This is a genomic window from Sphingomonas floccifaciens (assembly GCF_042681125.1).
GTDB classification, from domain to species: Bacteria; Pseudomonadota; Alphaproteobacteria; order Sphingomonadales; family Sphingomonadaceae; genus Sphingomonas; species Sphingomonas floccifaciens.
In genome coordinates, this window is sequence record NZ_JBHUFC010000001.1 from 416,405 (window position 1) to 440,656 (window position 24,252).

The 24,252-nt window shown below is 67.0% G+C and carries 19 protein-coding genes and 1 pseudogene; 6 read left to right on the forward strand and 14 right to left on the reverse strand.

Going from position 1 to position 24,252, the window contains the following annotated elements:
- Window positions 1-49 precede the first annotated feature (49 nt).
- The gene (locus tag ACFSC3_RS01930; RefSeq protein ID WP_380938189.1) at window positions 50-922 is read right to left on the reverse strand and encodes an SMP-30/gluconolactonase/LRE family protein; all 873 of its coding nucleotides are present in this window, start codon (window positions 920-922) and stop codon (window positions 50-52) included.
- Window positions 919-2,322 carry an MFS transporter gene (locus ACFSC3_RS01935; protein ID WP_380938191.1) on the reverse strand — a complete coding sequence of 468 codons (1,404 nt, stop codon included), beginning with the start codon at window positions 2,320-2,322 and terminating at the stop codon, window positions 919-921. Before ACFSC3_RS01935 ends, ACFSC3_RS01930 begins: the two co-directional genes overlap by 4 nt.
- Before the next feature lie 86 nt (window positions 2,323-2,408).
- Here ACFSC3_RS01935 and ACFSC3_RS01940 point away from each other — a divergent pair, with 86 nt between their 5' ends.
- On the forward strand, window positions 2,409-3,545 hold the full coding sequence (locus ACFSC3_RS01940) for an aldose epimerase family protein (RefSeq protein ID WP_380938193.1): 1,137 nt from the start codon (window positions 2,409-2,411) through the stop codon (window positions 3,543-3,545).
- Between the two features lie 11 nt (window positions 3,546-3,556).
- Complete coding sequence (locus ACFSC3_RS01945) at window positions 3,557-5,347, forward strand: IlvD/Edd family dehydratase (protein ID WP_380938195.1); 1,791 nt, start codon at window positions 3,557-3,559, stop codon at window positions 5,345-5,347.
- Between the two features lie 53 nt (window positions 5,348-5,400).
- On the opposite strand, the gene ACFSC3_RS01950 is transcribed toward ACFSC3_RS01945, so the two are convergent.
- The 6 genes and pseudogenes from ACFSC3_RS01950 to araD1 form a co-directional block, all read right to left on the reverse strand.
- Window positions 5,401-6,345, reverse strand: a complete 945-nt coding sequence (locus ACFSC3_RS01950) for an SGNH hydrolase domain-containing protein (RefSeq protein WP_380938545.1) — start codon at window positions 6,343-6,345, stop codon at window positions 5,401-5,403.
- 90 nt (window positions 6,346-6,435) lie between these two features.
- Window positions 6,436-7,416: pseudogene (locus ACFSC3_RS01955) on the reverse strand (acyltransferase family protein); the annotation flags it as partial.
- Window positions 7,417-7,561: 145 nt separating this feature from the next.
- Window positions 7,562-7,768 (reverse strand): hypothetical protein, encoded by a 207-nt coding sequence (locus ACFSC3_RS01960; protein WP_380938197.1) that lies wholly within the window; start codon window positions 7,766-7,768, stop codon window positions 7,562-7,564.
- Between the two features lie 262 nt (window positions 7,769-8,030).
- Complete coding sequence (locus ACFSC3_RS01965) at window positions 8,031-8,741, reverse strand: FadR/GntR family transcriptional regulator (protein ID WP_380938199.1); 711 nt, start codon at window positions 8,739-8,741, stop codon at window positions 8,031-8,033.
- Window positions 8,742-8,751: 10 nt separating this feature from the next.
- Entirely contained in the window at window positions 8,752-9,669 is a 918-nt protein-coding gene (locus ACFSC3_RS01970) for a Gfo/Idh/MocA family protein (protein ID WP_380938201.1), read from the reverse strand.
- Window positions 9,666-10,640 (reverse strand): AraD1 family protein, encoded by a 975-nt coding sequence (araD1, locus tag ACFSC3_RS01975; protein ID WP_380938203.1) that lies wholly within the window; start codon window positions 10,638-10,640, stop codon window positions 9,666-9,668. Before araD1 ends, ACFSC3_RS01970 begins: the two co-directional genes overlap by 4 nt.
- Window positions 10,641-10,751: 111 nt before the next feature.
- Here araD1 and ACFSC3_RS01980 point away from each other — a divergent pair, with 111 nt between their 5' ends.
- From ACFSC3_RS01980 to ACFSC3_RS01990, 3 genes are read left to right on the forward strand one after another with little or no spacing between them, the layout of a single operon-like run.
- Entirely contained in the window at window positions 10,752-11,624 is an 873-nt protein-coding gene (locus ACFSC3_RS01980; RefSeq protein WP_380938205.1) for a 2-dehydro-3-deoxygalactonokinase, read from the forward strand.
- Complete coding sequence (locus ACFSC3_RS01985) at window positions 11,621-12,244, forward strand: 2-dehydro-3-deoxy-6-phosphogalactonate aldolase (protein ID WP_380938207.1); 624 nt, start codon at window positions 11,621-11,623, stop codon at window positions 12,242-12,244. The genes ACFSC3_RS01980 and ACFSC3_RS01985 overlap by 4 nt, the downstream gene beginning before the upstream one ends.
- Window positions 12,241-12,933 (forward strand): DUF6250 domain-containing protein, encoded by a 693-nt coding sequence (locus tag ACFSC3_RS01990; protein ID WP_380938209.1) that lies wholly within the window; start codon window positions 12,241-12,243, stop codon window positions 12,931-12,933. The genes ACFSC3_RS01985 and ACFSC3_RS01990 overlap by 4 nt, the downstream gene beginning before the upstream one ends.
- A gap of 7 nt (window positions 12,934-12,940) precedes the next feature.
- Here ACFSC3_RS01990 and ACFSC3_RS01995 read toward each other — a convergent pair whose 3' ends face one another.
- Window positions 12,941-14,551: an MFS transporter gene (locus ACFSC3_RS01995; RefSeq protein ID WP_380938211.1), complete on the reverse strand. Its 1,611-nt coding sequence runs from the start codon at window positions 14,549-14,551 to the stop codon at window positions 12,941-12,943.
- 97 nt (window positions 14,552-14,648) lie between these two features.
- Between ACFSC3_RS01995 and ACFSC3_RS02000 the strand changes: the two genes are divergently transcribed.
- Window positions 14,649-15,953, forward strand: coding sequence for an oligogalacturonate lyase family protein (locus ACFSC3_RS02000; RefSeq protein WP_380938213.1), 1,305 nt, complete (start codon window positions 14,649-14,651; stop codon window positions 15,951-15,953).
- Window positions 15,954-16,061: 108 nt separating this feature from the next.
- Here the strand turns inward: ACFSC3_RS02000 and bglB are convergent, their stop codons facing one another.
- From bglB to ACFSC3_RS02025, 5 genes are all read right to left on the reverse strand, one after another.
- A complete protein-coding gene (gene bglB / locus ACFSC3_RS02005; protein ID WP_380938215.1) occupies window positions 16,062-17,174 on the reverse strand; it encodes a beta-galactosidase BglB in 1,113 nt (370 codons plus the stop codon).
- Window positions 17,174-20,020 carry a beta-galactosidase gene (locus tag ACFSC3_RS02010; protein ID WP_380938217.1) on the reverse strand — a complete coding sequence of 949 codons (2,847 nt, stop codon included), beginning with the start codon at window positions 20,018-20,020 and terminating at the stop codon, window positions 17,174-17,176. Before ACFSC3_RS02010 ends, bglB begins: the two co-directional genes overlap by 1 nt.
- A 296-nt stretch (window positions 20,021-20,316) precedes the next feature.
- Window positions 20,317-20,610 carry an L-rhamnose mutarotase gene (locus tag ACFSC3_RS02015; protein ID WP_380938547.1) on the reverse strand — a complete coding sequence of 98 codons (294 nt, stop codon included), beginning with the start codon at window positions 20,608-20,610 and terminating at the stop codon, window positions 20,317-20,319.
- Between the two features lie 183 nt (window positions 20,611-20,793).
- Window positions 20,794-22,233 (reverse strand): rhamnogalacturonidase, encoded by a 1,440-nt coding sequence (locus ACFSC3_RS02020; RefSeq protein ID WP_380938219.1) that lies wholly within the window; start codon window positions 22,231-22,233, stop codon window positions 20,794-20,796.
- Between the two features lie 127 nt (window positions 22,234-22,360).
- Window positions 22,361-24,244 (reverse strand): rhamnogalacturonan lyase, encoded by a 1,884-nt coding sequence (locus ACFSC3_RS02025; protein WP_380938221.1) that lies wholly within the window; start codon window positions 24,242-24,244, stop codon window positions 22,361-22,363.
- Window positions 24,245-24,252 lie beyond the last annotated feature (8 nt).

A 24,252-nucleotide genomic window follows, 5' to 3' on the forward strand; every position in this document is an offset into this window, starting at 1 on the left:
ATGATCCGGGAGATGGGTTCCCGCCTTCGCGGGAACGACAAACTATTGTTTAGCCCCCGAACGCCAGCGTCGGCAGCCCTTTGCACCCGGGATCGACCTCGAACAACGCGCCGGCGTGCGTCTCGTGATCCACTCCGTCCGCCGCCGACGTCACGAACATGCGGTCGAGGTCCGCGCCGGCAAACGCCATCCGCGTGATCTGTGACGCGGGGAGCGGGATGTGGCGCATCGCCTGGCCGGTCAGGTCGAACCGCGTCACCCGCGACCCGCCCCAATGCGCGACCCACAGGCAGCCGTCGGCGTCGAGGGTCATACCGTCGGGATGGCCTGCGCTGCCATCGAACACGATATGCGGCACGCGTTGCCCAAGCGATCCGTCATCGCGAATATCGAAGCGAAAGATCGTGTTGAGTGCGGTGTCGGTGTGGAACAGCCATGTGCCATCCGGCGCGATCGCCGGGCCGTTGGCGATCGTGTAGGGTGCGTCGACCGTCGTCAGCGTGCGGTCCGGATCGAGCCGGTAGAAGGTGCCCGTTTCGCCCTCGCACGACACCGGCATCGTGCCGGCCCAGATACGGCCGTGGCAATCGGCGGCGGCGTCGTTCATGCGGTTGTCGGCCAGGTCGGGCTCAGGGTCGATGATGCGCGTCACCACCGCTGTGCCACCGTCCTGCGGCAGCGTCAGTTCGTGGAAGCCGCTTTGCAGGCCGGCGATGAAGCCGTCGCCGCCGGTGCGCTCTATCAGCCAGCCCGTGCGCTCGGGCGTCGTCCAGTGAGTGACCCGGCCATCGTCCAGCAACAGGCGGCGGATGCCGAGGCCCAGGATGTCGACCCAATAGACCGCGTTGTCGCGTGCCGACCAGGTGACGCCTTCGCCCAGCACCGATCGCCCGCTGCCGGAAACGATGACCGCATCGCTCACGCCGTCATCTCCACCGCTTCCTCGATCGCATGCGTCGGCGCACGGCGGGCGGCCAGCGCATACCACAGGACATAGAGGTAGCAGGCGAGCGGCACGACGAACGCCAGCGAGCGTGCGCCTTCGGGCGCCGTCGCGGCCAGCATGTCGATGACCGCGCCGTACAGGATCGAAATGAACCCGCCGCCGCAGATCGCCATACACATCAGGCCCGAAGTGGCCGATGCCGGCGCCGTCGAGCGCTCCAGCGTGAGCGTGAAGATAGTCGGGAACATGATCGAGTTGCACAGCCCCAGCAGCAGCGCGGCCGCCGCCGGCAGGAAGCCCATCGTCAGCGGCGCATCATAGCCGCCCGGCAGCGCGATCGTGCCGCCCAGCGGGCTGGCAGGCATGTCGTAGGTGGCGATGATGAACACGCACAGCAGCGAAGCGGCGGCGCCGACCAGCACCAGCAGCGTCGTCGCCTTCACATAGCGCAGCAGCACGCTGCCGCCGAACCGGCCGATCATAGCCAGCAGCATGAAGATTGGCGCGATATAGCCCGCGACCTGTGCCGGCACGTTCAGCACATGGCTCTGTTCGAGGAAGAAGATCATGCCCGAGATCACGCAGACCTCGGCCCCGACATAAAGGAAGATCGCCACCGCGCCGAGGTTCGCCCAGCGCGACTTGAGTGCGGACAGCGGCGATTCGGCATGTTCCGCCATCACCGGCGCATGGGTCGCGATCGTGCGGCGGGCGAGGAAGACCAGCAGGGTGAAGATCGCCAGCACCGCCGCGATCATCAGATAGACGTGCGTCACGAAGCCCAGGCTGCTCGCCTTCAACTCGGGCGTGATCACCGCGCCCTTTTCGAACAGGTCGCCGCGCAGCAGATAGGCCGCGCCGAACGTGCCGCCGACATAGGCGCCGAGCGAGTTGAACGCCTGGCTGAGATTCAGGCGGAAGTGCGACCCCTTCTGGTCGCCCATCGACGCGATCAGCGGGTTCGCCGCGACCTGAAGCAGGGTGATGCCCGACGCCGCGACGAACAGCCCGAGCAGGACCGTCACGAAGCTGTTGGTATAGGTCGTCGACCAGGCGACGAGACACCCGGCGACGACGCCGAGCAGGCCGAGGATGATCGAACTGGAATAGCCGCGCCGCGAAAGGAACCAAGCCGAGGGAATCGACATCACGCCGTACGCGATGAAAAACGCGAACTGGTTCAGCTGCGTCTCGAAATCGCTGAGCGTGTAGATTTCCTTCATGCTCTTCACGAGCGGGTCGATCAGGTTCGTGACGAACGCCCAGATGAAGAACAGTGCGGTAACATAGACCAGCGCGAGGACCAGTCCTCCTTTGCTGCCGCCGCGCGGCGCGGCCGTCGCCGTTCGGCTTACCGGCGCCATCGGACCTGCCATTGTCATCCCTCCCAGCTTGCTATTTCATTATTTGTCTGAGTATATTTGTCGGCGAGCCGGGTCAAGCCGGCGCGGGAGAGAGAGCGATGCGAGCAGGCTGGGGCATAGTGGCGATGGCGGCGATGATGGCGGCAAGCCCGGTGATGGCGGCCACGGCGAAGCGCGCGGCGTTCGGCACGCTGGCGGACGGGACCGTCGTCGAGGCGGTGACGCTGACCGGTGCGAACGGCGTCTCCGCGCGGATCATCACCTATGGCGCGACGTTGCAGTCGCTCAACGCCCCCGATCGCGCCGGCAAGGTCGCCGACATCACGCTCGGCTACGACGACCTCGCGGCCTATGTGGCCAAGACCAACTATTTCGGCGTGACGGTCGGCCGTTATGCCAACCGCATCGCCGGTGGCCGCTTCACGCTCGACGGCAAGGCGTATCAGCTGCCCAAGAACAATGGCGAGGCCTCGCTGCACGGCGGGACCAGGGGCTTCGACCAGATGGTCTGGCGGATCACCGAGGTGAAGCAGGCGGGCGCGGTCGCCAGCGTGACGATGGCGCTGACCAGCGCGGACGGCGACCAGGGCTATCCGGGCAAGCTCGACGTGACGGTGACCTATTCGCTCGACGACACGGGCGCGCTGACGATCGATTTCGGTGCGGCGACGGACAAGCCGACGATCGTCAACATGACCAACCACGCGCTATTCAACCTGACCGGGAATCCCGCGGGCGCCGACGTCTACGGTCACAGGCTGACGATGCCGGCGTCGCGCTACCTGCCGGTCGACGCGAACCTGATCCCGACCGGCGAGCTGAAATCCGTCGCCGGCAGCGTGTTCGACTTCACCCGCGGGCGGATGCTGAGCGACGGTATCCGCGACGGGCAAGATCCGCAGATCGTCGCCGGGCGCGGGTGGGACCATAACTTCGTGCTCGACAAGGGCGCGACCGCCGAGCCGCTGCTGGCCGCGCGCGTGGAGGAGCCGACGTCGGGCCGCGTGCTCGAGGTGCTGACGACCGAGCCGGGCATACAATTCTACTCCGGCAATTTCCTCGACGGCACGCTCGTCGGCAAGCAGGGGCATGTCTATCGCATGGGCGACGGCCTGGCTCTCGAACCGCAGAAATTCCCCGACACGCCCAACCAGCCGAAGTTCGGGTCCGCGCGCGTCGACCCGGGCAAGCCCTATCACCACCGCATGATCTACCGCGTTTCCGTTGCGCGCTGAGGAGCTAATCTGTGACCGACGCCCCCAAGCTGCGCAGCCGCGCGTGGTTCGACAATCCCGACAATATCGACATGACCGCGCTCTATCTGGAGCGCTATCTGAATTACGGCCTGAGCCTGGAGGAATTGCAGTCGGGTCGGCCGATCATCGGCATCGCGCAGACCGGCAGCGACCTGAGCCCCTGCAACCGCCACCACCTCGTGCTGGCCGAGCGCGTGCGTGAAGGCATTCGCGAGGCGGGCGGCATCGCGATCGAATTCCCGGTTCACCCGATCCAGGAAACCGGCAAGCGCCCGACCGCGGGGCTCGACCGGAATCTCGCGTATCTGGGGCTGGTCGAGGCGCTGTACGGCTATCCGCTCGATGGCGTGGTGCTGACGATCGGCTGCGACAAGACGACGCCGGCGTGTCTGATGGCCGCGGCGACCGTGAACATCCCGGCGATCGCGCTGTCGGTCGGGCCGATGCTGAACGGCTGGCACAAGGGCGAGCGGACCGGCAGCGGGACGATCGTGTGGAAGGCGCGGCAGATGCTGGCGGCGGGCGAGATCGACGATGCGGAGTTCATCCGCCTCGTCGCGTCGTCGGCGCCCTCGACCGGATACTGCAACACGATGGGCACGGCGACGACGATGAATTCGCTCGCCGAAGCGCTCGGCATGTCGCTGCCCGGCTCGGCCGCGATCCCCGCGCCCTACCGCGACCGCCAGGAAGTCGCGTGGCGCACCGGCAAGCGCATCGTCGAGATGGTCGCCGAGGATCTGAAGCCCTCCGATATCCTGACGCGCGAGGCGTTCCATAACGCGATTCGGGTCAATTCCGCGATCGGCGGATCGACAAACGCGCCGATCCACTTGGCCGCCATCGCCCGCCACATCGGCGTCGACCTGCCCGTGACCGATTGGGAGGAACAGGGGCACAAGGTGCCGCTGCTGGTGAACCTGCAACCGGCGGGCGAGTATCTGGGCGAGGATTACTACCGCGCCGGCGGCGTGCCCGCGGTGGTCAACCAGCTGATGGGGCAGGGGATGATCCATGAGGACGCGCTGACGGTCAACGGCCGCACGATGGGCGACAATTGCCGCGGCACGGCAATCGAGGACGAAAAGGTCATCCGTCCGTTCGACCGGCCGCTGAAGGAAGATGCCGGCTTCATCGTGCTGAAGGGCAATCTGTTCGACAGCGCGGTGATGAAGACCAGCGTGATTTCGGAAGAGTTCCGCGCGCGCTATCTGTCGAACCCCGACATGCCCAACGCCTTCGAAGGTCCGGCGGTCGTGTTCGACGGGCCGGAGGACTATCACCACCGCATCGACGATCCCGCGACCGGCATCACGCCCGAAACGCTGCTGTTCATGCGCGGCGCCGGCCCGGTCGGCTATCCCGGGGCGGCGGAGGTGGTGAACATGCGCCCGCCGTCCTACCTCATCACCGAAGGCGTTCACTCGCTGCCGTGCATCGGCGACGGGCGCCAGTCGGGCACCAGCGGTTCGCCATCGATCCTGAACGCCAGCCCCGAAGCCGCGGCGATGGGTGGTCTCGCGCTGCTCAGGACCGGCGACCGCGTGCGGATCGACCTCAACAAGGGCACGGCGGACGTGCTGATCCCCGACGCCGAACTCGCCGAACGCCGTGCCGCACTGACGGCGGAGGGCGGCTATCGCTACCCCGCGTCGCAGACCCCCTGGCAGGAAATCCAGCGCGCGGTCGTCGGCCAGATGGGCACCGGCGCGATCCTGGAAGGTGCGGAAAAGTACCAGCGCATCGCCCAGACGATGGGCCTGCCGCGCGACAATCACTGACGGGCTTTCGGCCGCGCGCCCGGCTGCGGCGGGGCGCGCGACCGAGGTGACGTTTACCGCGTCTTCGCAAAGACCGGATCGAACTGCCCGGCCAGCCGCTCTGCCGCACTGATGGACAGGTGATTGTGATCGAAGAAGGTCGCCCGGCCGCCGTCCTCGATCGGACAGGCGTCGCCGCGACACAGGGTGCGGATCGGCCAGATGAAGCGCACGGGATAGCTCGCGGCCAGTCGGCGGAAGATGCCTAAAGTCCTCGCATGACGCCGATAATAGTCCTGCACCGACAACGGGCCGATCTCGCTCGCCAGGCCGAATTGCTGGACGAAAAGGCGGTGGGGGACGTTGAACCTGGGTTCCGGGACTGGACCCACGATCGTTACGGTTTTGCCGGCCGAAACCAATTCTCCGACTAGCTGACGCAGCCCGCGCTCGGCGATGGCGGCATTGGCCGTCCGATCTTCTGCGACGCCCGTTTCGTCGCGCAGGCGGATGTCGACCGCGGTCTCGGCCGGATTGTGCGGCTCGCCGATGCGCCAGTTGGTCCAGCGCGCGGCCAGCACCACCGACGTGATCGACGGCGTGCGCTTCACCAGAGCGAGCATGTCTGCGTTATACTGCGCGCAATAACGATAGGACGGCGTGGTCGTCAGGCCGCGTTCGGTGCCCTCATCGATCGCAAAGCCGATCCCGACCGGACAATCGGCGGTCGCCGCGAAGAGGAAGGCGGCGCCATCGCGACGGGCAGCGATCTCCATCGGGGTCGCCGCGACCATCGCATGCGAATCGCCCCAGAGCACGGCGGTCGGCGCAACACCGGCCTTGCCCAGCCGGCACGCTTGGTCGGGGCGTATGATGGTATCGCCGGAACTGAGGCATTCCTGATGGAAGCGTGTCTTGTCGTCGGCGACGGCGACCAGCGCCGCGCCGCGGCAGTCGAGCCGCGACGGAACGCCGTGCGCCACCACGATCGCGGCTGCACCGGCCGTCACGGCTACCATGCTCGCGACACCGATCGACACCGACCGGCGTGCCAGCACCGTCTGTCCGCCCGCACGGAACGGCGTTTCGACGAAGCGATAGCTGAGCCAGGCCAGTACGAAGCTCAACGCGATCGCGAACAGGCTGACGGTCCAGCGCTCGTTATCGGCCGTCAGATAATGGACATAGGCAAAGACCGGCACGTGCCAGAGGTAGAGCGAATAGGAGATGCGCCCGACGAACGTCATCGGTGCGGTCGACAACAGGCTGCCCGCCAGCGTCGGCTGGCGCGCCATGCCTGCCCAGATGACCAGCGCAGCGCCAAGCACCGGCGGCAGTGCGGCTACGCCGGGAAAGGGGGTCGTCGAAGTATAGAAGACGATCGGCAGCACGCACAGCGCCAGGCCGAGCAGCCCGCCCACCTGGCGTGCACGCTGTGACCCGATCGGCACCCGCCCGGTCGCAAGGATGGATCCCGCCAGCAGTTCCCACGCCCGCGTGACCGGCAGGTAAAAGGTTGCGCTTGGCTTCTGAAAGACCAGCCAGGCTGCGATCGCGAACGAGAGGATCAGGCCGACGATCATCGCGGGCAACACGCGATCCTTGCGCCGCGCGAGCCACGCAAGCAGCGGCGGAAAGACGATGTAGAATTGCTCTTCCACCGCCAGCGACCACGTATGCAGCAGGGGCTGGATGGCGTGCGCGTCGGCGAAATAGTCGACCGACCGCCAGAAGTAGAAGTTCGAGACGAAGGCACCGACCGCGAGCGCGCTGCGTCCGAGATCGTCATACTCCGCCGGCGTCAGCACGAATCAGCCCATGACGAGCGACGTCAGCACTACGACGGTCAGTGCCGGGAAAATGCGCCGGATGCGCCGTTCGTAGAATTGCCGGATGCTGTACGTCCCGCGACCCAGATCGGTCAGCAGGATGGTCGTGATCAGGTAGCCGGAAATGACGAAGAAGATATCGACGCCGACATAACCGCCGCCGAACCCGGCGATGCCGGCATGAAACAACAGGACCGGCAGGACCGCGACGGAGCGCAGGCCATCGATATCCGGACGATAGGTGCCCCCCGCGGCCTGCATGTCGTTCCCGTTCCCCGTTGAAGCCCCGCGGGCGTTACCGTTGCCGGCGGATAAGCGGCAAGCGTAAAGATTTGGGAATGCTGGCGTTCGGCTCAGTCCTGTTCGCGGCCCATCGGTGTTTTGTCCGCTAATCTCTGATCGCTAATCAGAAGGTGAAGTGATCGGGGCGCAGCGGCGAGCCTTCGCGGGCGAACAGCAGGTCGACCTGGACCAGCGTGCCGGCCGGGCGGCTGACACCGGACAACTCGAACGGCAGCAGGCCCTGGCCTTTCATGAAGTCGATGACTTCGGGCATCAGCGGCGCGCCCTCGTTATACGGCAGGATTGCGCATTCGAGTTGAAATGGCGTCACGCAGGCGGCTGTACGTCACCTCCTCCAGCGATCGCAGCACCGAGTCCGTCAGCAGCCGCTTTCCGGATGGCGACAGCCGGGCGAAGCAGTGGCGGGCCAGCCGCAGCGCCAATGTGTCGAGCTTTGTATCGCTCGAAGCTCCGCCCCGCCTTCATCACAGCGACACAAGTCTGCCCGAAGCAGTCGCTTCGTCAAGCTTCACGGTTGATCAAGTTGTACAATTTCAAAACCGTCATGGAATGATTTCGACGGCTACGGGAGTTCAGCCCCGCGCCGGGATGTCCATGTCAACGAGGGCGAGGTGCAGCAGGTCCGCCATCGCGGCGTGGGCTGCATCGGGCTGTCCGCCGGCGATCGCGTCGCGGACGGCGACGTGGTCGGGCAGGGGATCGCGGGGCGACGCATATTTGCGGAACTTGAACTTCGTCGTCCAGCGCACCGCGGCGCCCACCGTGCTGGCGAGCGCCGCGAGCGGTTCATTGCGCGCGGCGGCCAGGATCGCGCGGTGGAAGCGTTGGTCGGCGGCCTGGCCTTCGGCGACGCCGAGTCCGAGCCGCGCCATGTCGGCAAGCGCCGCATCCATCTCGGCCATGTCCGCATCGGTCCGTCGCCGAGCCGCGAAGGCGGAGGCCGCGGGCTCGATGACCGCTCGCAATTCGAACAGGTCGTGGATGAAGCCGACGTCGGGCTCACCCTCGAACGCCCAGGCGAGCACATCGGGATCGAGCAGGTTCCACCGCGTCCGCGGGGTCACGCGGGTGCCCGCCTTGGGCCGGCTTTCGACCAGCCCCTTGGCAGCGAGGATGCGGATCGCCTCGCGATAGGCGGTGCGGGAAATGCCCAGCGCCTCGCTCGTCTCAATCTCGCCACCCAGGATGCTGCCGGGCGGGCGCAGGCCGCCGACGATCTCGATCCCGATGTCGCGGGCGATCGTCCCGTGAATGCGCGGCGCCGGCCCCCGATCCTCGTCCATGCTTTTCCCGTCAGTCTTCGAACGCAGCCGTAGCGGTTCTGCGGCCCGCTAGGAAGGCGTCGGCCACGAGACGCAGCGGCGCCACGTCGACATCGCTGCGCCCGTCCGCGACCAGGCGGGCGAAGCGGGCATAGAGCGCGGGATATTCGCCCTCAGCCGGAAGAGGGCGTTCGACCCCGTCGACGAACAGGCGATTGCCGCCCTCCGCGAGCCGCAGCATGCCTGCGTCGGTTTCAACGACGATGTCCCAGGTCTGCGGGCCGGTCTGGCGCCAGTCGAAATCGGCAGCGATCGGGGCTCCCTCGGTCGTGCGCATGGCGAGCGTCGCGGCGATCGGGGCGTCGCGGTTGGCCGGAAACTCCAGCGTAGCCGCTTCCAGACGCACAGGACCGCGCAGCAGCCGCGTCAGAATCGACAGCGCGTTGATGCCGGGATCGAAGACGCCGAGCCCGCCGGGTTCCCAGATCCATTGCTGCCCCGGATGCCAGTGGCGCACATCCTCCTTCCAGTCGATGCGGATGCTGCGGATCGTCCGGCCGGCCAGCCAGTCCCGTGCAGACTCGACACCCGCGGCGAAGCGGGAATGCCAGCTGGCGAACAGCGTGACGCCGGCATCGTCGGCGGCGCGGGCGAGGTCGACGACTTCGCTGAGCGTCGCGCCCGGCGGCTTCTCCAGGAACACATGGCGTCCGGCAGCGATCGCCGCGCGGGCGGCGGCGTGGCGGACCTGCGGCGGCTGGCAGAGCGCGATCGCGGCGATATCGGGCTCGGCGGCGAGCAACGCCTCGATATCCGGATAGGCCGGCAGCCCCTCGGCATGGGCGTGACGGCTGGCGGTGGCGGCGAGTTCGAATGCGCCGCTGTTTGCGATGGCCGGGACATGCTGGTCGCGGGCGATCTTGCCGAAGCCGACGATGGCGACCTTCACAGCGCACGGACCTTGATCGCTTCGACCGGGGCGATGGCGAGCGGGTTGCGTACGGGCAGGGTGAAGGGTGCGGCCGCCACCTCGAATATGTCCCCCGCTTCTGGCTTCACCCCGTCGCTGAACGACAAGGTGGCGGTGCCGTAGAAATGGACGTGGACGTCCCCGGCACGGCGGAAGCCCGCGTACTTGAAGTGGTGATGTTCCAGGTTCGCCAGACTGTGCGACATGTTCGCCTCTCCCGTCACGAATGGCTTTTCCCAGATGACCGTGCCGTCGCGGACGATGCGGCTCGTGCCGCGCACATCCTGCGGCAGGTCGCCGAGCAGCAGTTCGGGGCCGAGCGCCGCGGCGCGCAGCTTCGAATGCGCCAGCCACAGATAATTGCCACGTTCGGTGACGTGGTCGGAGAATTCATTGCCCAGCGCATAGCCGAGCCGCACCGGCGTGCCGTCATCGGCGACCATGTAGATGCCCGCGATCTCCGGCTCCTCGCCGCCGTCGAGCGCGAAGGCGGGACTTGTCAGCGGCTCGCCGGGGGCTGCCAGGATCGTGCCGTCGCCCTTGTAGAACCATTCGGGCTGAACGCCGGTCGCGCCATCGGCGGGCTTGCCGCCGTCGACGCCCATCAGGAACATCTTCATCGAGTCGGTCGGGTCGGGGTTCTCCGCCGCCTTCTTGTGCATCGCGTCGCGCCCCTCCGCCGAGCCGAGGTGGGTCAGACCGGTACCGGAGACTAGCAGATGCGCGGGGTCGGCATGGTCGATGGGGGCGAGCAGGCGGACGGCGGTCAGGTCGACCGCTTCGCCGAGACGGTCGCCGGCCGAGACCGCCAGCGTCGTGCCGGCGGCGAGTGCGTCGCGGGCCAGTTCCAGCGTGGTCGTCGCGCCGTTTACGCGCCGCGCGCCGTCGGCAGTGGTCGCCGCCACGCCGCGCGCGCCATCGTCGAATTGGACCAGGCTGATGACCGCCATCTTCGCAAACCTCTCCCACGAAGTCCGTTGCACGGACAATCTGTATCGAATAACTCAGACATAAGGCTATAGCGGCTTATGGCCGCTGGCAAGGGCGAAGGAGGGGTGCGGATGACCGGGCAATGGCTCGCGATCGATTGGGGAACGACCAACCGGCGGGTCTATGCGATCGCCGCGGATGGCACCGTCGTGGCGAGCGAGCGCGACGACCGCGGCATTCTGTCTGTCGCACCGGACGGTTACGCGGCGGAGGTCGCGGATATCCGCGCCCGCTTCGGCGACCTGACGATCCTGTGTGCGGGCATGGTCGGGTCGAACCGCGGCTGGGCGGACCTGCCCTATGTCCCCTGTCCCGCAAGCGTCGCGGCGCTGGCCGAGGCGGTCCGCTGGGTCGAGCCGGGTCGCACCGCGATCGTGCCCGGCGTGACCGTCGCGGAGGGGCGGCGACGCGACGTGATGCGGGGCGAAGAGGTGCAGTTGCTGGGCGCGGTCTCCGCCGGGCTGGCGCCGGCCGACGCCCTGCTGTGCCAGCCGGGAACGCATTGTAAATGGGCGTGGATGGTGGACGGTCGGATCGACCGCTTCGTCACCGCGATGACGGGCGAGCTGTATGCGTTGATCGGTAAGCACAGCCTGCTCAGTGCGCAGATGACGGGGCCGGCGGCGCCGGGTACCGACTTCCTCGCCGGCGTCGCCGATGCGGCGGACGGCGATCTGAGCGCCCGACTGTTCGGCGTGCGCGCCGATGCGGTGACGGGCGAGGGGGCGATCGGCCACGCGGCGTCCTATATCAGTGGACTGCTGATCGGTGTTGATGTCCGCGAGCGACTGGGGGCTGGCGACCATGCTTACGTCCTCGCCGATGCAACGCTGGGCGGTCTGTACCGGGCCGCGATCGAAGCGGTCGGCGGTCGTGCCACACTGATCGACAGCCAGGCCGCCTTCGTGGCCGGCATCACTCAAGTCTGGAGGCTCATCCGATGACCGTGCCGAGCGATTTCACCGAAGCCTTCGCCCGCTGCCCGCTGGTCGCGATCCTGCGCGGGATCACGCCGCAGGAGGTCGATGCGGTCGGTGACGCGCTGGTCGAGGCGGGCTTCTCGCTGATCGAAGTGCCGCTCAATTCGCCCGATCCATTGGTGTCGATCGAGCGGATGGCGAAGCGGTTGCAGGGGCAGGCGATCGTCGGCGCAGGCACGGTGCTGACGCCGGCGCAGGTCGCCGAGGTGGCCGACGCGGGCGGGCGGATCATCGTGTCGCCCAACAGCGACGCGCATGTCATTGCGGCGACCGTCGGGCGCGGCCTCGCGTCGCTGCCCGGCTGCTTCACGCCGACCGATGCCTTCGCGGCCCTCAAGGCCGGGGCGCATGCGTTGAAGTTCTTCCCCGCCGAAGTGCTGGGGCCGGCGGGCGTCAAGGCGATCGGCGCGGTGTTGCCGAAGGACGTGCTGCGGCTGGTGGTGGGCGGGGTGACGCCTGACACGCTGCCGGCATGGCGTGCGGCGGGTATCCAGGGCTTCGGGCTGGGCTCGGCGCTCTATACCGTTGGTCGCCCCGCGGCCGAGGTCGGCGCGGCGGCGCGGGCGTTCGTGGCGGCGCTATGATCGACCGGCGCGGCGCGATCGGCGGCGGACTGGCGCTGCTCGGCGGTTGCACCTTGCCGCGCGGTCGCGAACGGCTGCTCTATCGCGACGATTTCGCGCGCGGCCTCGACCAATGGGTGCTCGAGGCGGAGAAGCCAGGCCGGATTTCGGCGACGGGCGGCGCGCTCGACGTCGCGGTGCCGGCCGGCGTCACGCTGTGGTTCCGCGAACGCCTCGAAGCGCCGATCGCGATCGACTACATCGTCACGCCGGTCGCGGCTGGCGGCGAATGGGATCAGGTCAGCGACGTCAACGCCTTCTGGATGGCGACCGACCCGCGGGCGCCGGGCGGCGACGTGCTGGCCCGCACCCGTAGCGGCGCGTTCGCGGACTATGATGAGCTGCGTACCTATTATGTCGGGATCGGCGGCAACCGGAACACCACGACGCGCTTCCGTCGCTATGTCGGCGAGCGCGACAATCGACCGCTGCTACCGCAGCATGACCGGTCCGGAGCGGCCGACATGCTGGTGCCGAACCGCCCGACCCGCATCCGCCTGATCGCCGACGGTCGCCACATCGCGGTGCTGCGCGACGGGGCGGCGCCGTTCGTCCTCGACGATCCGGCGCCCTATACGCGGGGCCACTTCGGGCTGCGGACGACGTGGAGCCACCTCCGGGTTAGCGACTTCCGCATCTGGCGGCTGTAACCCACCGTCAGCGCTGCGGGCCGGCGACCGCGTTGTTGCCCCACAGCTGCTCGTACCGCCAGCCCGACAGATCCTCGACGATCGCCTTGGCTTCCGGCGAGGTCGGCTCGGTCCCGCCGGCGCGGAGATGGTCGATCTCCGCCATCAGCACGTCATGCGTCCGCGCGTTGAGGCGGAAGCGCCACGAGGCGATCAGGCCGAGCAGCATCACAATCATTGGCCCCAGCACCAGCAGCCATGTGATCGTCGCGATCGCCTGCGGTGTCTGCACGGTCGCCTCGACCGGCGTGCCTTTGGGCGGCGAGACATAGCCGCCGAGGTCGATGATCCACCCCGTAAAGATGATCGCGATCGACTGGGCGAGCTTGCGCACCAGCGTCATCACGCCGGCGAAGATGCCCTCGCGGCGCTGCGCGGTCACCGCTTCGTCGACGTCGGGCAGGTAGTTGTAGACCGACCAGGGCACGAAGTTGAGCGTACCGCGCCCGAGCCCCGCCAGGATGATCGGCACGAACAGCCAGAAGGTCAGCGTCGGGCTGAAGCTCGCGAAGATATTGCCGTTCATCGCGCGCAGGTCGCCGACGAACCCGGCGGGCCGCAACAGGTAGAAGGCGAGGAACAGCGCAAGCCCGGCGATGAAGAAGCTGATCGCGATGCGATAGGCGACGACGGGTCCGGTCTTGATGACGATGCGGATCGCGATCAGGACCGAGATCAGCTGCGCGACGTACATCGTCGTCAGCAGCTGCGAGATGATCAGCGTCGCGCCCATCATCACCGTCACGACGAAGATCGGGAAGGCGGTGTTGAAGATGTCCTGCGAGATGTACCCGCCAAGGTAGATCGACAGATGCTGGCGGAACGCCCGGATGCGCAGCGTCGAGAACAGGTCGCGGAACATCTTGACCGGGATCATCAGCGCGGTGCCCGCCTCGAATGGCTTGGGCTGCACCAGCTTCTCGGCTTCGGTGTACGGGCGCTCCCAAGTGAAGATCACGACCAGCAGCACGACCAGGCTGAACAGCGCGCCGAAGATCGCCGCCATGATGAAGAAGGTATCGGGCGAATCCTTGCCGCCCAGTTGGGCAATGATCAGCGTCGGCAGATAGGAGGCGAGGATCGCCGAGCTTTGCGCGACCAGCATCCGGGCGCCCGCGAACTTCGCCTTTTCGCGGTAATCGTTCGTCATCTCCGCGGCCAAAGTCTCCCACGGGATCAGGAACATCGTGTAGACGAATTCGAAGAAAATGAAGGTCAGCAGATAATAAGTGAAGCTGTGCCCGGCGATGAAGATCAGCGCGAAGCTGGGCAGCAGGGGGATGGTGATCAGCAGGAATATCTTGCGCCGCCCGACCTTGCGCCCGATCCAGGTGTGGCGGAGGTTGTCGGAGACGTATCCGATCAGCGGGCAGGTGATCGCTTCCAGCAGGCGTGGCAGACCCAGGATCAGCCCGGCTTCGGCGGCCGACAGGTTGCAGAAGGTCGTGAAGAAATAGAGCAGCCAGCCGGTGATGACCGCCTGCGCGCCCGCGCCGAGCATGTCGCCCGAGCCCCAGCCCCAATAATTATACCAGCGCGGCTGGCGGCGCACGCCCACGCTCAAGCTGTCGCCGGCCATTCGTCATCCCTCCCGGATCAGGCGTTGCTGCCTTTACTCCACATTATGGACAGCTATCATGCTATGTGGAAAAAGTACAAGCGTTAGGAGAGTGGATATGCGGTATCTGGCAGCGGTCGCGGCGGTGACGATGGCGGCCCCGGCAATGGCGCAGCCGGCGAAACAGTGGGTCGATCCGTTGACCGGCCACCGCGTAATCCAGGTCAGCCGCGAGGCGGGATCGGTCAACCTCTACTTCCACCAGAACAGCTATCTGCCGCAGGGGGACAAGATGGTCTTCCTGGGGCCGAAGGGCATCATGATCGCCGACCTGAAGACATGGGGCGTGAAGCCGCTCGTCACGCAGAAGGGGGCGGTGCTGCTGTTCACCGGCCGCAAGACCCGCAACGTCTATTTCGCCAGCCGCGATCGCGACGACAGCGGCCGTCCGTTCGACGTGATGGCGGCCGACGCCGATACCGGTAAAATCCGCAAGATCGCGACCGTACCCGGCGGTTGGATCGGGTCGATCAACGCGGACGAAACCCTGCTGCTCGGCCAGGTCGCGACCGCGGTGGTGCCGCTGAAGCCCGACGGCACGCTGGCGCGTGGGAACGGCGAGGAAAATACGCCCGGCGTCAACGACTATCGCGAAAACTGGCCCGACGGCCGCCCGATGACCTATGCCGATGCGAAGGAGGTTCACATGAACCGCCGGCTGGACGCAGGCGTGCCGATGGAGATCTTCACCATCGACACGCGCACCGGCGCGCGGAAGGTGGTGACGGCGTCGACCGACTGGCTTAACCACCTCCAGTTCTCGCCGACCGATCCGATGCAGATCATGTACTGCCACGAAGGCCCCTGGCACCGCGTCGACCGCATCTGGACGATCCGCGCCGACGGCACGGGCAAGACGTTGGTTCACACGCGCACCATGAACATGGAGATTGCCGGCCACGAATTCTGGTCGAGCGACGGCAGGACGATCTGGTACGACCTCCAGACCCCGCGCGGACAGGTGTTCTGGGTGGCGGGGTACGACCTCGCGACGGGCAAGCGGACTTGGTACAATCTGGTGCGCAACCAATGGTCGGTGCACTTCAACCAGACGCCAGACGGCAAGCGCTTTTCGGGCGACGGCGGCGACAGCGAGATGGTCGCGAAGGCGCCGGACGGGAAGTACCTCTACCTGTTCACGCCCAAGGCGATTCCCGACGTTGCGGGCATCCATGCCGACAATGCCGACAAGCTGATCGTGCCGGGCACGTTCGACAGCGAGAAGCTCGTCGACATGCGCAAGCAGGACTATCGCATGGAGCCGAACATGACCTTCACGCCGGACGGGAAGTGGGCGGTGTTCCGGGGGAATTTCGACGGCGCCGCGCAGGTCTATGCGGTGGAGGTGGCGAAGGCGCGGTGAGCGATCACCCTCACCCTTCCCACGATGCTACGCATCGCGGGCCCCTTCCCTCTCCCGGTGGGAGAGGGAGGGAGCGCCGAAGGCGTGGAAGGGTGAGGGTGACTTAGGTCAGATATACGTCCGCAAAAACTCGCCCAGCGCACAGATCGCCAGGCTCTGTCCGTAGGGCATCGAGGTCAGGCGGATGTCCTTGTAGAACTGCGGCGTGTCGCCCATCGCGGTGCCGAAGCTGACCTGCTGCAGCTCGCCGGTCGCGTCGATGTTGTCGAGCACGCCCTTGACCGCCTTGATCCCGACCGCCTCATATTTGCGCGGCAGGTATCCCTTCCGCACGCCCTTCAGGATGCCATAGGCGAAGCCCGCGGTGGCCGAGGCCTCCAGGTAGCTCGTCGGGTCCATCACCAGCGTGTGCCACAGGCCGCTTTCGTCCTGCGTCTCGGCCAGCGTCTTCACCTGGGCTTCCAGCGTGTCGATCAGGAAAGTGCGGAATGCGTCGCCCTGCGGCAGGTCGAGGATCTCGATGATCTCCGGAATCGCGATCGTGACCCAGCAATTGCCGCGCGCCCACAGGGCTTCGGCGAAATTGTGCCGGCCGTTGAAGTCCCAGCCGTGGAACCACAGGCCCGTCTTGCGATCGAACAGATATTTGATGTGGACGAGGAACTGGCGCTTCGCCTCCTCGACGTAATGCGGGCGGTTCAGCAGCAGGCCGATCTTGGCCAGCGGCAGCACGCTCATCATCAGCGTGTCGTCCCACATTTCGCCCGGATTCTCGTCGTTGTAGACGATGTGCTGGAACCCGCCCTCTTCGGTCTTGGGCAGGCCGTCGGGCGCCATCAGCCATTCGCACCACGTGTCGAGGTATGGGATGTAGCTCGGGTCCGGCTCGTACTCATACAGGTAGGCGAGCGTGATGAACGGCGCGACCGTGTTGATGTTCTTGGTCGGCGTGCCCTCGGCGAAGCGATCGGCGAACCAGCCCTTGATGATGTCGAGCGCCTTCCTGTCGCCGGTCTGCTCGAAATAGCGCCACATGCCGAACAGGCCGACGCCGTGGGTCCATTCCCAGCCGGCCCAGCCCTTGGTGTCGATGATGCGGCCGTCCTCCAGATGAAGCAGGAATTCGCCGGTCTCGTCCTTGATGTTGACGAGGTTGTCCATGAGGAGGTCGATCTTGTCCGCCACCGTCTGGCGCGGGACGTCGTGGGTAAGGGCTGCCATCAGTCTGCCTTGAGTTCACTGGGTTTGGTGGGAGCGGCGACGGGCGCGACGGGAATGCCGCCGCGCACGGTCCGCAGGGTAACGAGCTTCACCGCTTCGAGCGCGTTTTCGGGCGCACCGTCGGAGGTGACGGCGAGCGCGACGGTGTTGCGCCCGCGGTGGTTCAGGATGCCCTCCGGCACCGGGAATACACGCTGGGGGCCGATGTTCGCGATGAACTGGCCCATGTTCCAGCCGTTGACGAACATGAGCACGCGGTAGCGGCCGGTGGAGCGGGGCTTCGTCGTGTCGCCGAACGCCAGGCCGATCGTCGCGTCCTGGCCTTTGGGCACGGCGAGGTCGAAGCTGGAGCGATACCAGGTCGTGCCCGCTGCGGCCGGAACGGTGGCTTTCCACGCGCGATCGTCGAAGCCCGGCAGATGCCAGCCGCGCCGCTCGCCATCCAGCCCGCCCGAATTGGCGACGCCGCGGACCGGGTCGGCGATGTCCTCGCCACCGGCACGACCCTGGATCTTCCACGCGATCGGCACAGAGAAGCTGGGGCCGACGCGCGGTTCGATCGAGGCCGAAACGATGCCGCGCGCTTCCTTGTGGAAGTCGTCGGCGTCGAGATCCCAGTTGTGGCCGTTGTTGCGCAGCATGACGCTCAGCACATGCTCGCCGGGCGTGCGGGCTGCTTCGGGCAACGTAAAGGTCGCGGTGCCGGTGGTGATCGGGCGGGGCAGGCCGGAGGGCAGCTCATGATCACCGATCAGTTGGCCGTCGAGGAAGACCTGAATCATCCCCGACCCGCCGGCGCCGTAATAGATCTGGATACGCTCGGCCGCGGGCGTGCCCTGGAAGCGGCCGCGATACCAGACGTCGCCTTCGTGGAAGCCATAGGCGTCCATCAGCATGTTCGGCTGGCCATCGGGCCGCGCGGTGATGCTGGCATAGGCGCGGGTGTCGATCGCCTGCCACTTGCTGTCGTCATAGCCCGGCGCCGTCTCGGGCGAGCCGGGCGCGGCACGCCACTTCAGTGTCGGCAGCGTGAAGCTGGCGGGCGCGGGGAGGGGCTGGGTCGCGACCACCGTCCCGCCCGCGGCGCGGGTGGGCAGGACGACGCCGTTCCACGTCACCCGGCGGATCGCGCCCGGTGCCCAGATTTCCAGCGGCTCCTCCGCCCGCGTGTCACCGGTCAGCGCCAGCGTGCCGCCCTTCAGCGCGCCCGAGCGGACCAATGCCGGCCCGCGGACGAGCATGTCGCCTTCCTGCCAGAACTTCACGCCCTCGGCCTCGTCGCCGATCAGCAGCGTCAGGTCGGGCCGCCCGCCGCCTGAAATGCGGACGCGGGCGAGGGTGCCGTGGGTGTAGCCGAGCTTCAGGTCGCCGTTGGACGCGAAGGTCGATGTGACCTGCCCGTCGAGCACCGTCACGCGCGGCTCGCTGGCGTAGCGCAGCACCGTCTCGCCCGGCTCCTGCGTGCGACCGTAAAGCAGCATCAGGTCGCCGCCGGCGTGCTTGGTCAGCGCCTGCAATTCCGACGTCGAATAAACGAGCCGCTGCCCGCCCAGGTTGACGCCCGCGATCAGCCACTTCGCGTCGAAGCCCCTCAGCTGCATCGGCAGCGTATAGCGGCCGTCCGGCAGGTCGGCGGCTACGGTGAAGCGATCGTCGCTCTGCCCGTTCGACGGCTTGTGTGTCACCATCAGGAAGCGCGCGTCGGTTTCGGGCGACTTGTTATGGTAGACCTGGATGTTCGGCGACGAGATGGTCGGCGCACCCGCAGGGATCATGCCCGCAAGGTCGGGGACCGCGCGGATCAGGCCGCCGAGCTGCTTTAGCTCCTCGGCCTTCTCGCGAACCTCGCGCGTTTCCGAAATCGCCGAGCCATAGTCGTAGCTGGTGAAGACGACGGGCGCGGGCAGCCAGCCCCAGCTGGTCCCGCCGAACCCCATGTAGAAGCTCTGGATGCCGATGCCGTTGGCGAGATTCGTGCCGTAGAACACCCGCTGGAACCGCTTGCCGCGCTGGCGGGCGTTGCATTCGTAGCCGCCGTTCGATCCCCAGTAATCGAACCAGCCGCCGCCGAATTCCGCCAGGAAGCCCGGCGTGTTGGGGCTGGCCGACGCGCCGCCCTTCGCCCCGCCGGGGCCGTAATAGCCCCAGTCGGGCGCGGCCGACCCGCGCGTGACCTTGCCCCCGACGGTGCAGGTGCCGCCGGGATAGCCGTCGAACGCATACATGTCGTTGGGGCCGTGGACGACCTTCTCGACCTTGCTGTCCTCGGGCACCCAGTAACCGTTGCGGCCCTGGTCGTTGTGGAAGATGGGCACGGTGATGCCGTCGGCGCGCGCCTTGGCATACAGATGATCCATGTAGCGGCGCTGCGACGCGGTGGTCAGCGCCAGCTCGTTCTCGATCTGGTGCAGGATGACGGTGCCGCGGTTGCCCTTGCCGTCGCCGTTGATCTGATGCTTGCGGATGATCGCGTGGACTTGGGTCAGCCATTCGTCGGCGGCGGCCATGTAATCGGGGTCGTCGGTGCGGGCGCGGCTGCGCTGGTTGACCAGCCAGCCGGGGAAGCCGCCACGCGTCAGCTCGGCGTTCACATACGGCCCGGCGCGGGTCATGACGTAGAGACCCTCTTCCTCCGCCATCGTCAGCAGCCGGTCGATATCGCGGATGCCGCTGAAGTCGTAGACCCCGCGCTTCGGGCTGTGGAAGCCCCAGTCGAAATAGAAGGCGACGGTGTTGAAGCCGCTGGCCTTCATCTTCTGCAACACGTCGCGCCACAAGTCGGGCGAGGGCAGGCGGAACGCGTGCATCTCGCTCGACCAGATGACCTTGCGCTGCCCGTCGATCATTAGCGACCGCGCGTCATAGGAGACGCGGCCGAAGGTTTTGACGGGGGCGGACAGGTTTGCAGTGGGTTTGGCGTCTTGGGCGGCGGCGGGGAGGGCGAGGGCCGTCGAAGCGAGGAGCAGCCAGAGCGCTCGCCCCAACCCGTTCGTGCTGAGCTTGTCGAAGCACCGTACTTCGTGCCGCGAGCGGGTGGCGGGCTTATCAAAGTACGGCCCTTCGGCCAGGGGCCCATCAAAGTCATACTTTGATGGGTGCCCGACAGGCTCAGGGCGAACGGAATCTTGGCTGATGCGCGCGCTCATGCCAGGTAAAACAGCGGCGTAAGCGGCCATTCCTTGGGCTTGTTGCCCGGCTCCACTTCCATCAGCGGCGCCATATAATCCCACCATTTCCGCATCACCGGATGGTCGGGCAGCGCATCGCGATCGTTGTCCTCGGTCAGCTTCAACACCGCGAACAGCGCGAGCGTCTCTTCGTCGAGAAAGATCGAATAGTCGCGGATGCCGCTCTTGTGCAGCAAGTCGGCGAGTTCCGGCCAGATCGCATCATGGCGCGCCTTATACTCGGCGACGACGCCGGGTTTCAGCTGCATGCGGAATGCGTGGGTGGTCGTCACTGCCCCTCCTGCCCACCATGTGGGATGTTTATGCAGGATATGGTAGCGTTTGTTGGGGTGTGGGTCAAACCCAATCCGTTCGTGCTGAGCGTGTCGAAGCACCGTACTTCGTGCCGCGAGGACAGCGCGTGTGGGTTAAAGAGCGGTGCTTCGACAAGCTCAGCACGAACGGGGGAGAGAGGGGCCGTCCGCATCGTCCAGCTTCACCCGCGGCCGCCCATCCTCCCTATCCCGCGACAGCGTCAGCTCCCGCACGTCCAGCCCCCGAACATGCCGCGCCCATAGCCCCCAGGCCGGGGTCGGGCCGAACATGCTCGGCTCGGGATAGGCATCCGCGAGTTCGGGCGGATCGGCGGGGACGGCGTCGATCGCCCCGACATAGTGCAGCGCCACGTCCGACAGTCGCACGTCCTCGATCCGGTGCCCCGCGATGCCGGCGATCGTCGCTGCAAAGCGCGGGTCAATTCCCGTCGCGGTTAGTCCTTCGATCGACACGCTCCGGATCGCGCCGGGCGTCGTGCCTTCGGGACCGCGCAACCGGGCGCCGAGGCGCAGGAACAGCGGCGCGGTGGTGACCTCGTCCATCGTTACACCCGACACGCGCACGTCCTCGATGGTCCCGCCATCCACCGTCTCGATCGCCAGCCCGCGGCTGCGGTCGAAGCGGCAGTCGGCGATGCGGATGCGGCGGAAGTCGCCGTTGCTTTCGGTGCCGAGCTTGATCCGCCCGGTCACGCGGTCCCGGTCGGGCGCCATCTGCTGCGTCCGGCCGAGCGTTCCGTCGAGCAGGGTGCCGACGTCATAGCCGCTGACCGTGCAGTCCCGGATCTCGACCTCCTCGCATACCGAGCGTCGGCCGAGCCCCAGGCTGGTCTTCAGCACGATCGCATCGTCGTTGGGCGAGTTGACCCGGCACCGCTCGACCTTCGCGCGGGCCACGCAATCGAGATCGATCCCGTCGCGGATCGTGTCGATGGTCAGGTCGGCTAGTGTCAGATCGCTGACCTCGCCCGCCAGCACGGCGATATGCCCGCCGCGGTCGATCGTCAGGTCGCGGATCGCGACGCGGGTGCAATGCGCCAGCGCGATCGCCTTGTTGCCCAGACCCCGCATCGCCTCGGGCGTGCGTTCGAGTTGCGCTACCTCGTCCGCGGTCATGCGCGCCATCGACAGCGGGCGCTCGCCCGACTGTGGCTTCCATGGCGTGCCCGGGCCATCGCGGGTCAGAGCATGACCATCGATCCGCCCGCCGCCCAAAATCGCGATGTCCTCGGCATCTTCGGCCCAGATCAGGCTGTTGTGCCAGTGGCTGTGGCCGAAATCCTGAAAGAGCTGGGGGCCACGATCCTCGGGCAGGTCGTAGGCGCCGAGCGGACCGGGCGTCGCGGCAATCAGCGTCGCGCCGGGCTCGATCGCGAGGGTGACGCGGCTGAGCAGGCGGAGCGAGAAGCTGAGATAGCGACCCGGTGGCAGGACGACGATCCCGCCGCCGGCTGCGTGGGCGGCGCGAATGGCGGACTGGATGGCGGGGCCGTCGAGCGTGGCGCCGGTCCCGGTTGCGCCGTGCTCGCGGACGTCGATTACAATTCCCGTCCGCATCACACACCCCGTTCGCCCTGAGCCTGTCGAAGGGCTGTCTTTCCTCTTCGTGCGGCATAGCGTTTGGCCAGAAAGAAAGGCAGGGCTTCGACAGGCTCAGCCCGAACGGGGAGGGGGCAGTCCGAGATCACTTCGCCCCCAGGGAATACCCCACATGCGGCGGCTGATTATACGCCGTGTTCTGCCACGCGACGCCCAACCGATAGACGGGATCGTGCATCAGCGTCACGATCCGCTCCATCGTCGGCCACGGCGTGATGTAGATGCGCATTTCGCGGCTGTCGCTCGACGGCACGACCAGTTCCTCGCGCCAGTCGCCCAGGATGTCGGCGCTGAGCGACGGGTTCTGCTTCGTCCCGTTGTTCGACACGACGCCGTCGGGGTCGAGTAGAGGCGTTTCGGTCGCGGTCGTCCAGTTCCACTTGGAGATGCGCTTGCCGTCCAGCAGTTCGCGCAGGCGGTCGCCGTCCCACCAGATGCCGAAGTTCGCCGCGCGCGGATGGCCGCCGGGGATGACGTTGCCGCGCGCATCGTACAGGTCGCGCGAGTTCGAGGCCCAGGCTTCGTCGCCGACATGACGCGGGTCGATGTCGATCGCGATGCCGCGGCCGGTATCCTTGTCCGCCGGGGTCGACCATAGCAGCGCGCCAGTCCGAGCATCGAGCATCGCCGCGCCGCGGTTGCCGCTCATCCGCATAGTCTCGTGGACGCCGAACTTCTCCAGGCCCGGTCGCGTCGGGTCGAGGTCGCCGACATGCATCGCATCGCCGTGCCCGAGCCCCGAGGACCACAGACTCTTGCCGTCGTCGTCGACCGCCATCGATCCATAGACGATCTCGTCGCGGCCATCGCCGTCGACATCGGCGACCGACAATTGATGGTTGCCGTTGCCGCCGTATTTTTCGTTGCCCGGTGTCGCACTGTCAAACACCCAGCGCGGCGTCAGCTTCCCGCCGCGAAAGTCCCATGCCGCCAGCACCGAACGGCCATAATAGCCGCGCGCGAAGATCATGCTCGGACGCCGCCCGTCGAGATAGGCGACGCCGGCCAGATAGCGTTCCGACCGGTTGCCATAGCCGTCGCCCCAGACCGCGGTCATTTCCTCGGGCGTGGGATTGTCGCCGCTCGGTGCGCGGTGGGGGGCGTAGGGCGCGCTGGCGAGCGCCTTGCCGGTGCGGCCGTCGAACACGGTCAGATATTCCGGCCCCGACAGGATGCGGCCCTTGGTGCGCGCGACCCGCTGGCCGGTGGCATTGGTGTCGGAGCCGGTGCGGTCGCTCGACGGCTGCTCGCCGCCGGTCGCGCGCCAGTCCGCCTTGCTATCGCCCAGCGCCGCGCCCGTGCCGTCGATCGTGCCGTCGGCGGTCTTCATCGCGACTTCGGCACGGCCGTCGCCGTCGAAGTCGAACACCATGAACTGCGTATAATGCGCACCCGACCGGATGTTGCGGCCCAGGTCGATCCGCCACAGCCGCTTGCCGTCCAGCGTATAGGCGTCGAGCAACGTCTCGCCGGTATAGCCCGCAAAGGCATTGTCCTTGGCGATCGAGGGATACCATTTGACGATCAGCTCGTACCGTCCGTCGCCGTCGAGATCGCCGACCGAGGCGTCGTTGGCGCTGTACGAATAGGTTTCGCCTTCGGGCGTCGTCCGATCGGCGGGTTTGTCGAGCGGGATCGACAGGTAGCCGCCGCTCCATACGCCCGCGCTCGCCACCGCGCCGCCGGGGGTGTCGAGCGTGTAGCGCGACGTTGCGGTGCCGCTTTTGTCATGGACGCTCGTCGCATCCTTCGTCGACACGCGCGCGATCACCCGACCGTCTCGGCGCAGGGTAAAGGTCTGAGCCTTCGGATCGGTCGCCAGCAGGCGCCAGGACACATGATTGCCGCCGCCCTGCGCCGCCGGCACCGCGACGAGCGCGCGGTCGAGCTTTTCGATCATCCGCGGTGAGGGGGCGGCAGCCTGCGGGATGGCCATGGTGGCCAGGCCCAGAATGATGGGTGTCAGCATAGGCGACC

Bases quoted from the DNA above. Each gene is read 5' to 3' on its own strand.
- ACFSC3_RS01935 (WP_380938191.1), bottom strand. From the start codon at position 2,322: ATGGCAGGTCCGATGGCGCCGGTAAGCCGAACGGCGACGGCCGCGCCG.
- ACFSC3_RS01940 (WP_380938193.1), top strand. From the start codon at position 2,409: ATGCGAGCAGGCTGGGGCATAGTGGCGATGGCGGCGATGATGGCGGCA.
- ACFSC3_RS01950 (WP_380938545.1), bottom strand. From the start codon at position 6,345: ATGGTAGCCGTGACGGCCGGTGCAGCCGCGATCGTGGTGGCGCACGGC.
- ACFSC3_RS01965 (WP_380938199.1), bottom strand. From the start codon at position 8,741: ATGGACGAGGATCGGGGGCCGGCGCCGCGCATTCACGGGACGATCGCC.
- araD1 (WP_380938203.1), bottom strand. From the start codon at position 10,640: ATGGCGGTCATCAGCCTGGTCCAATTCGACGATGGCGCGCGCGGCGTG.
- ACFSC3_RS01980 (WP_380938205.1), top strand. From the start codon at position 10,752: ATGACCGGGCAATGGCTCGCGATCGATTGGGGAACGACCAACCGGCGG.
- ACFSC3_RS01985 (WP_380938207.1), top strand. From the start codon at position 11,621: ATGACCGTGCCGAGCGATTTCACCGAAGCCTTCGCCCGCTGCCCGCTG.
- ACFSC3_RS01990 (WP_380938209.1), top strand. From the start codon at position 12,241: ATGATCGACCGGCGCGGCGCGATCGGCGGCGGACTGGCGCTGCTCGGC.
- ACFSC3_RS01995 (WP_380938211.1), bottom strand. From the start codon at position 14,551: ATGGCCGGCGACAGCTTGAGCGTGGGCGTGCGCCGCCAGCCGCGCTGG.
- ACFSC3_RS02000 (WP_380938213.1), top strand. From the start codon at position 14,649: ATGCGGTATCTGGCAGCGGTCGCGGCGGTGACGATGGCGGCCCCGGCA.
- bglB (WP_380938215.1), bottom strand. From the start codon at position 17,174: ATGGCAGCCCTTACCCACGACGTCCCGCGCCAGACGGTGGCGGACAAG.
- ACFSC3_RS02010 (WP_380938217.1), bottom strand. From the start codon at position 20,020: ATGATCGACGGGCAGCGCAAGGTCATCTGGTCGAGCGAGATGCACGCG.
- ACFSC3_RS02015 (WP_380938547.1), bottom strand. From the start codon at position 20,610: ATGCAGCTGAAACCCGGCGTCGTCGCCGAGTATAAGGCGCGCCATGAT.
- ACFSC3_RS02020 (WP_380938219.1), bottom strand. From the start codon at position 22,233: ATGCGGACGGGAATTGTAATCGACGTCCGCGAGCACGGCGCAACCGGG.
- ACFSC3_RS02025 (WP_380938221.1), bottom strand. From the start codon at position 24,244: ATGCTGACACCCATCATTCTGGGCCTGGCCACCATGGCCATCCCGCAG.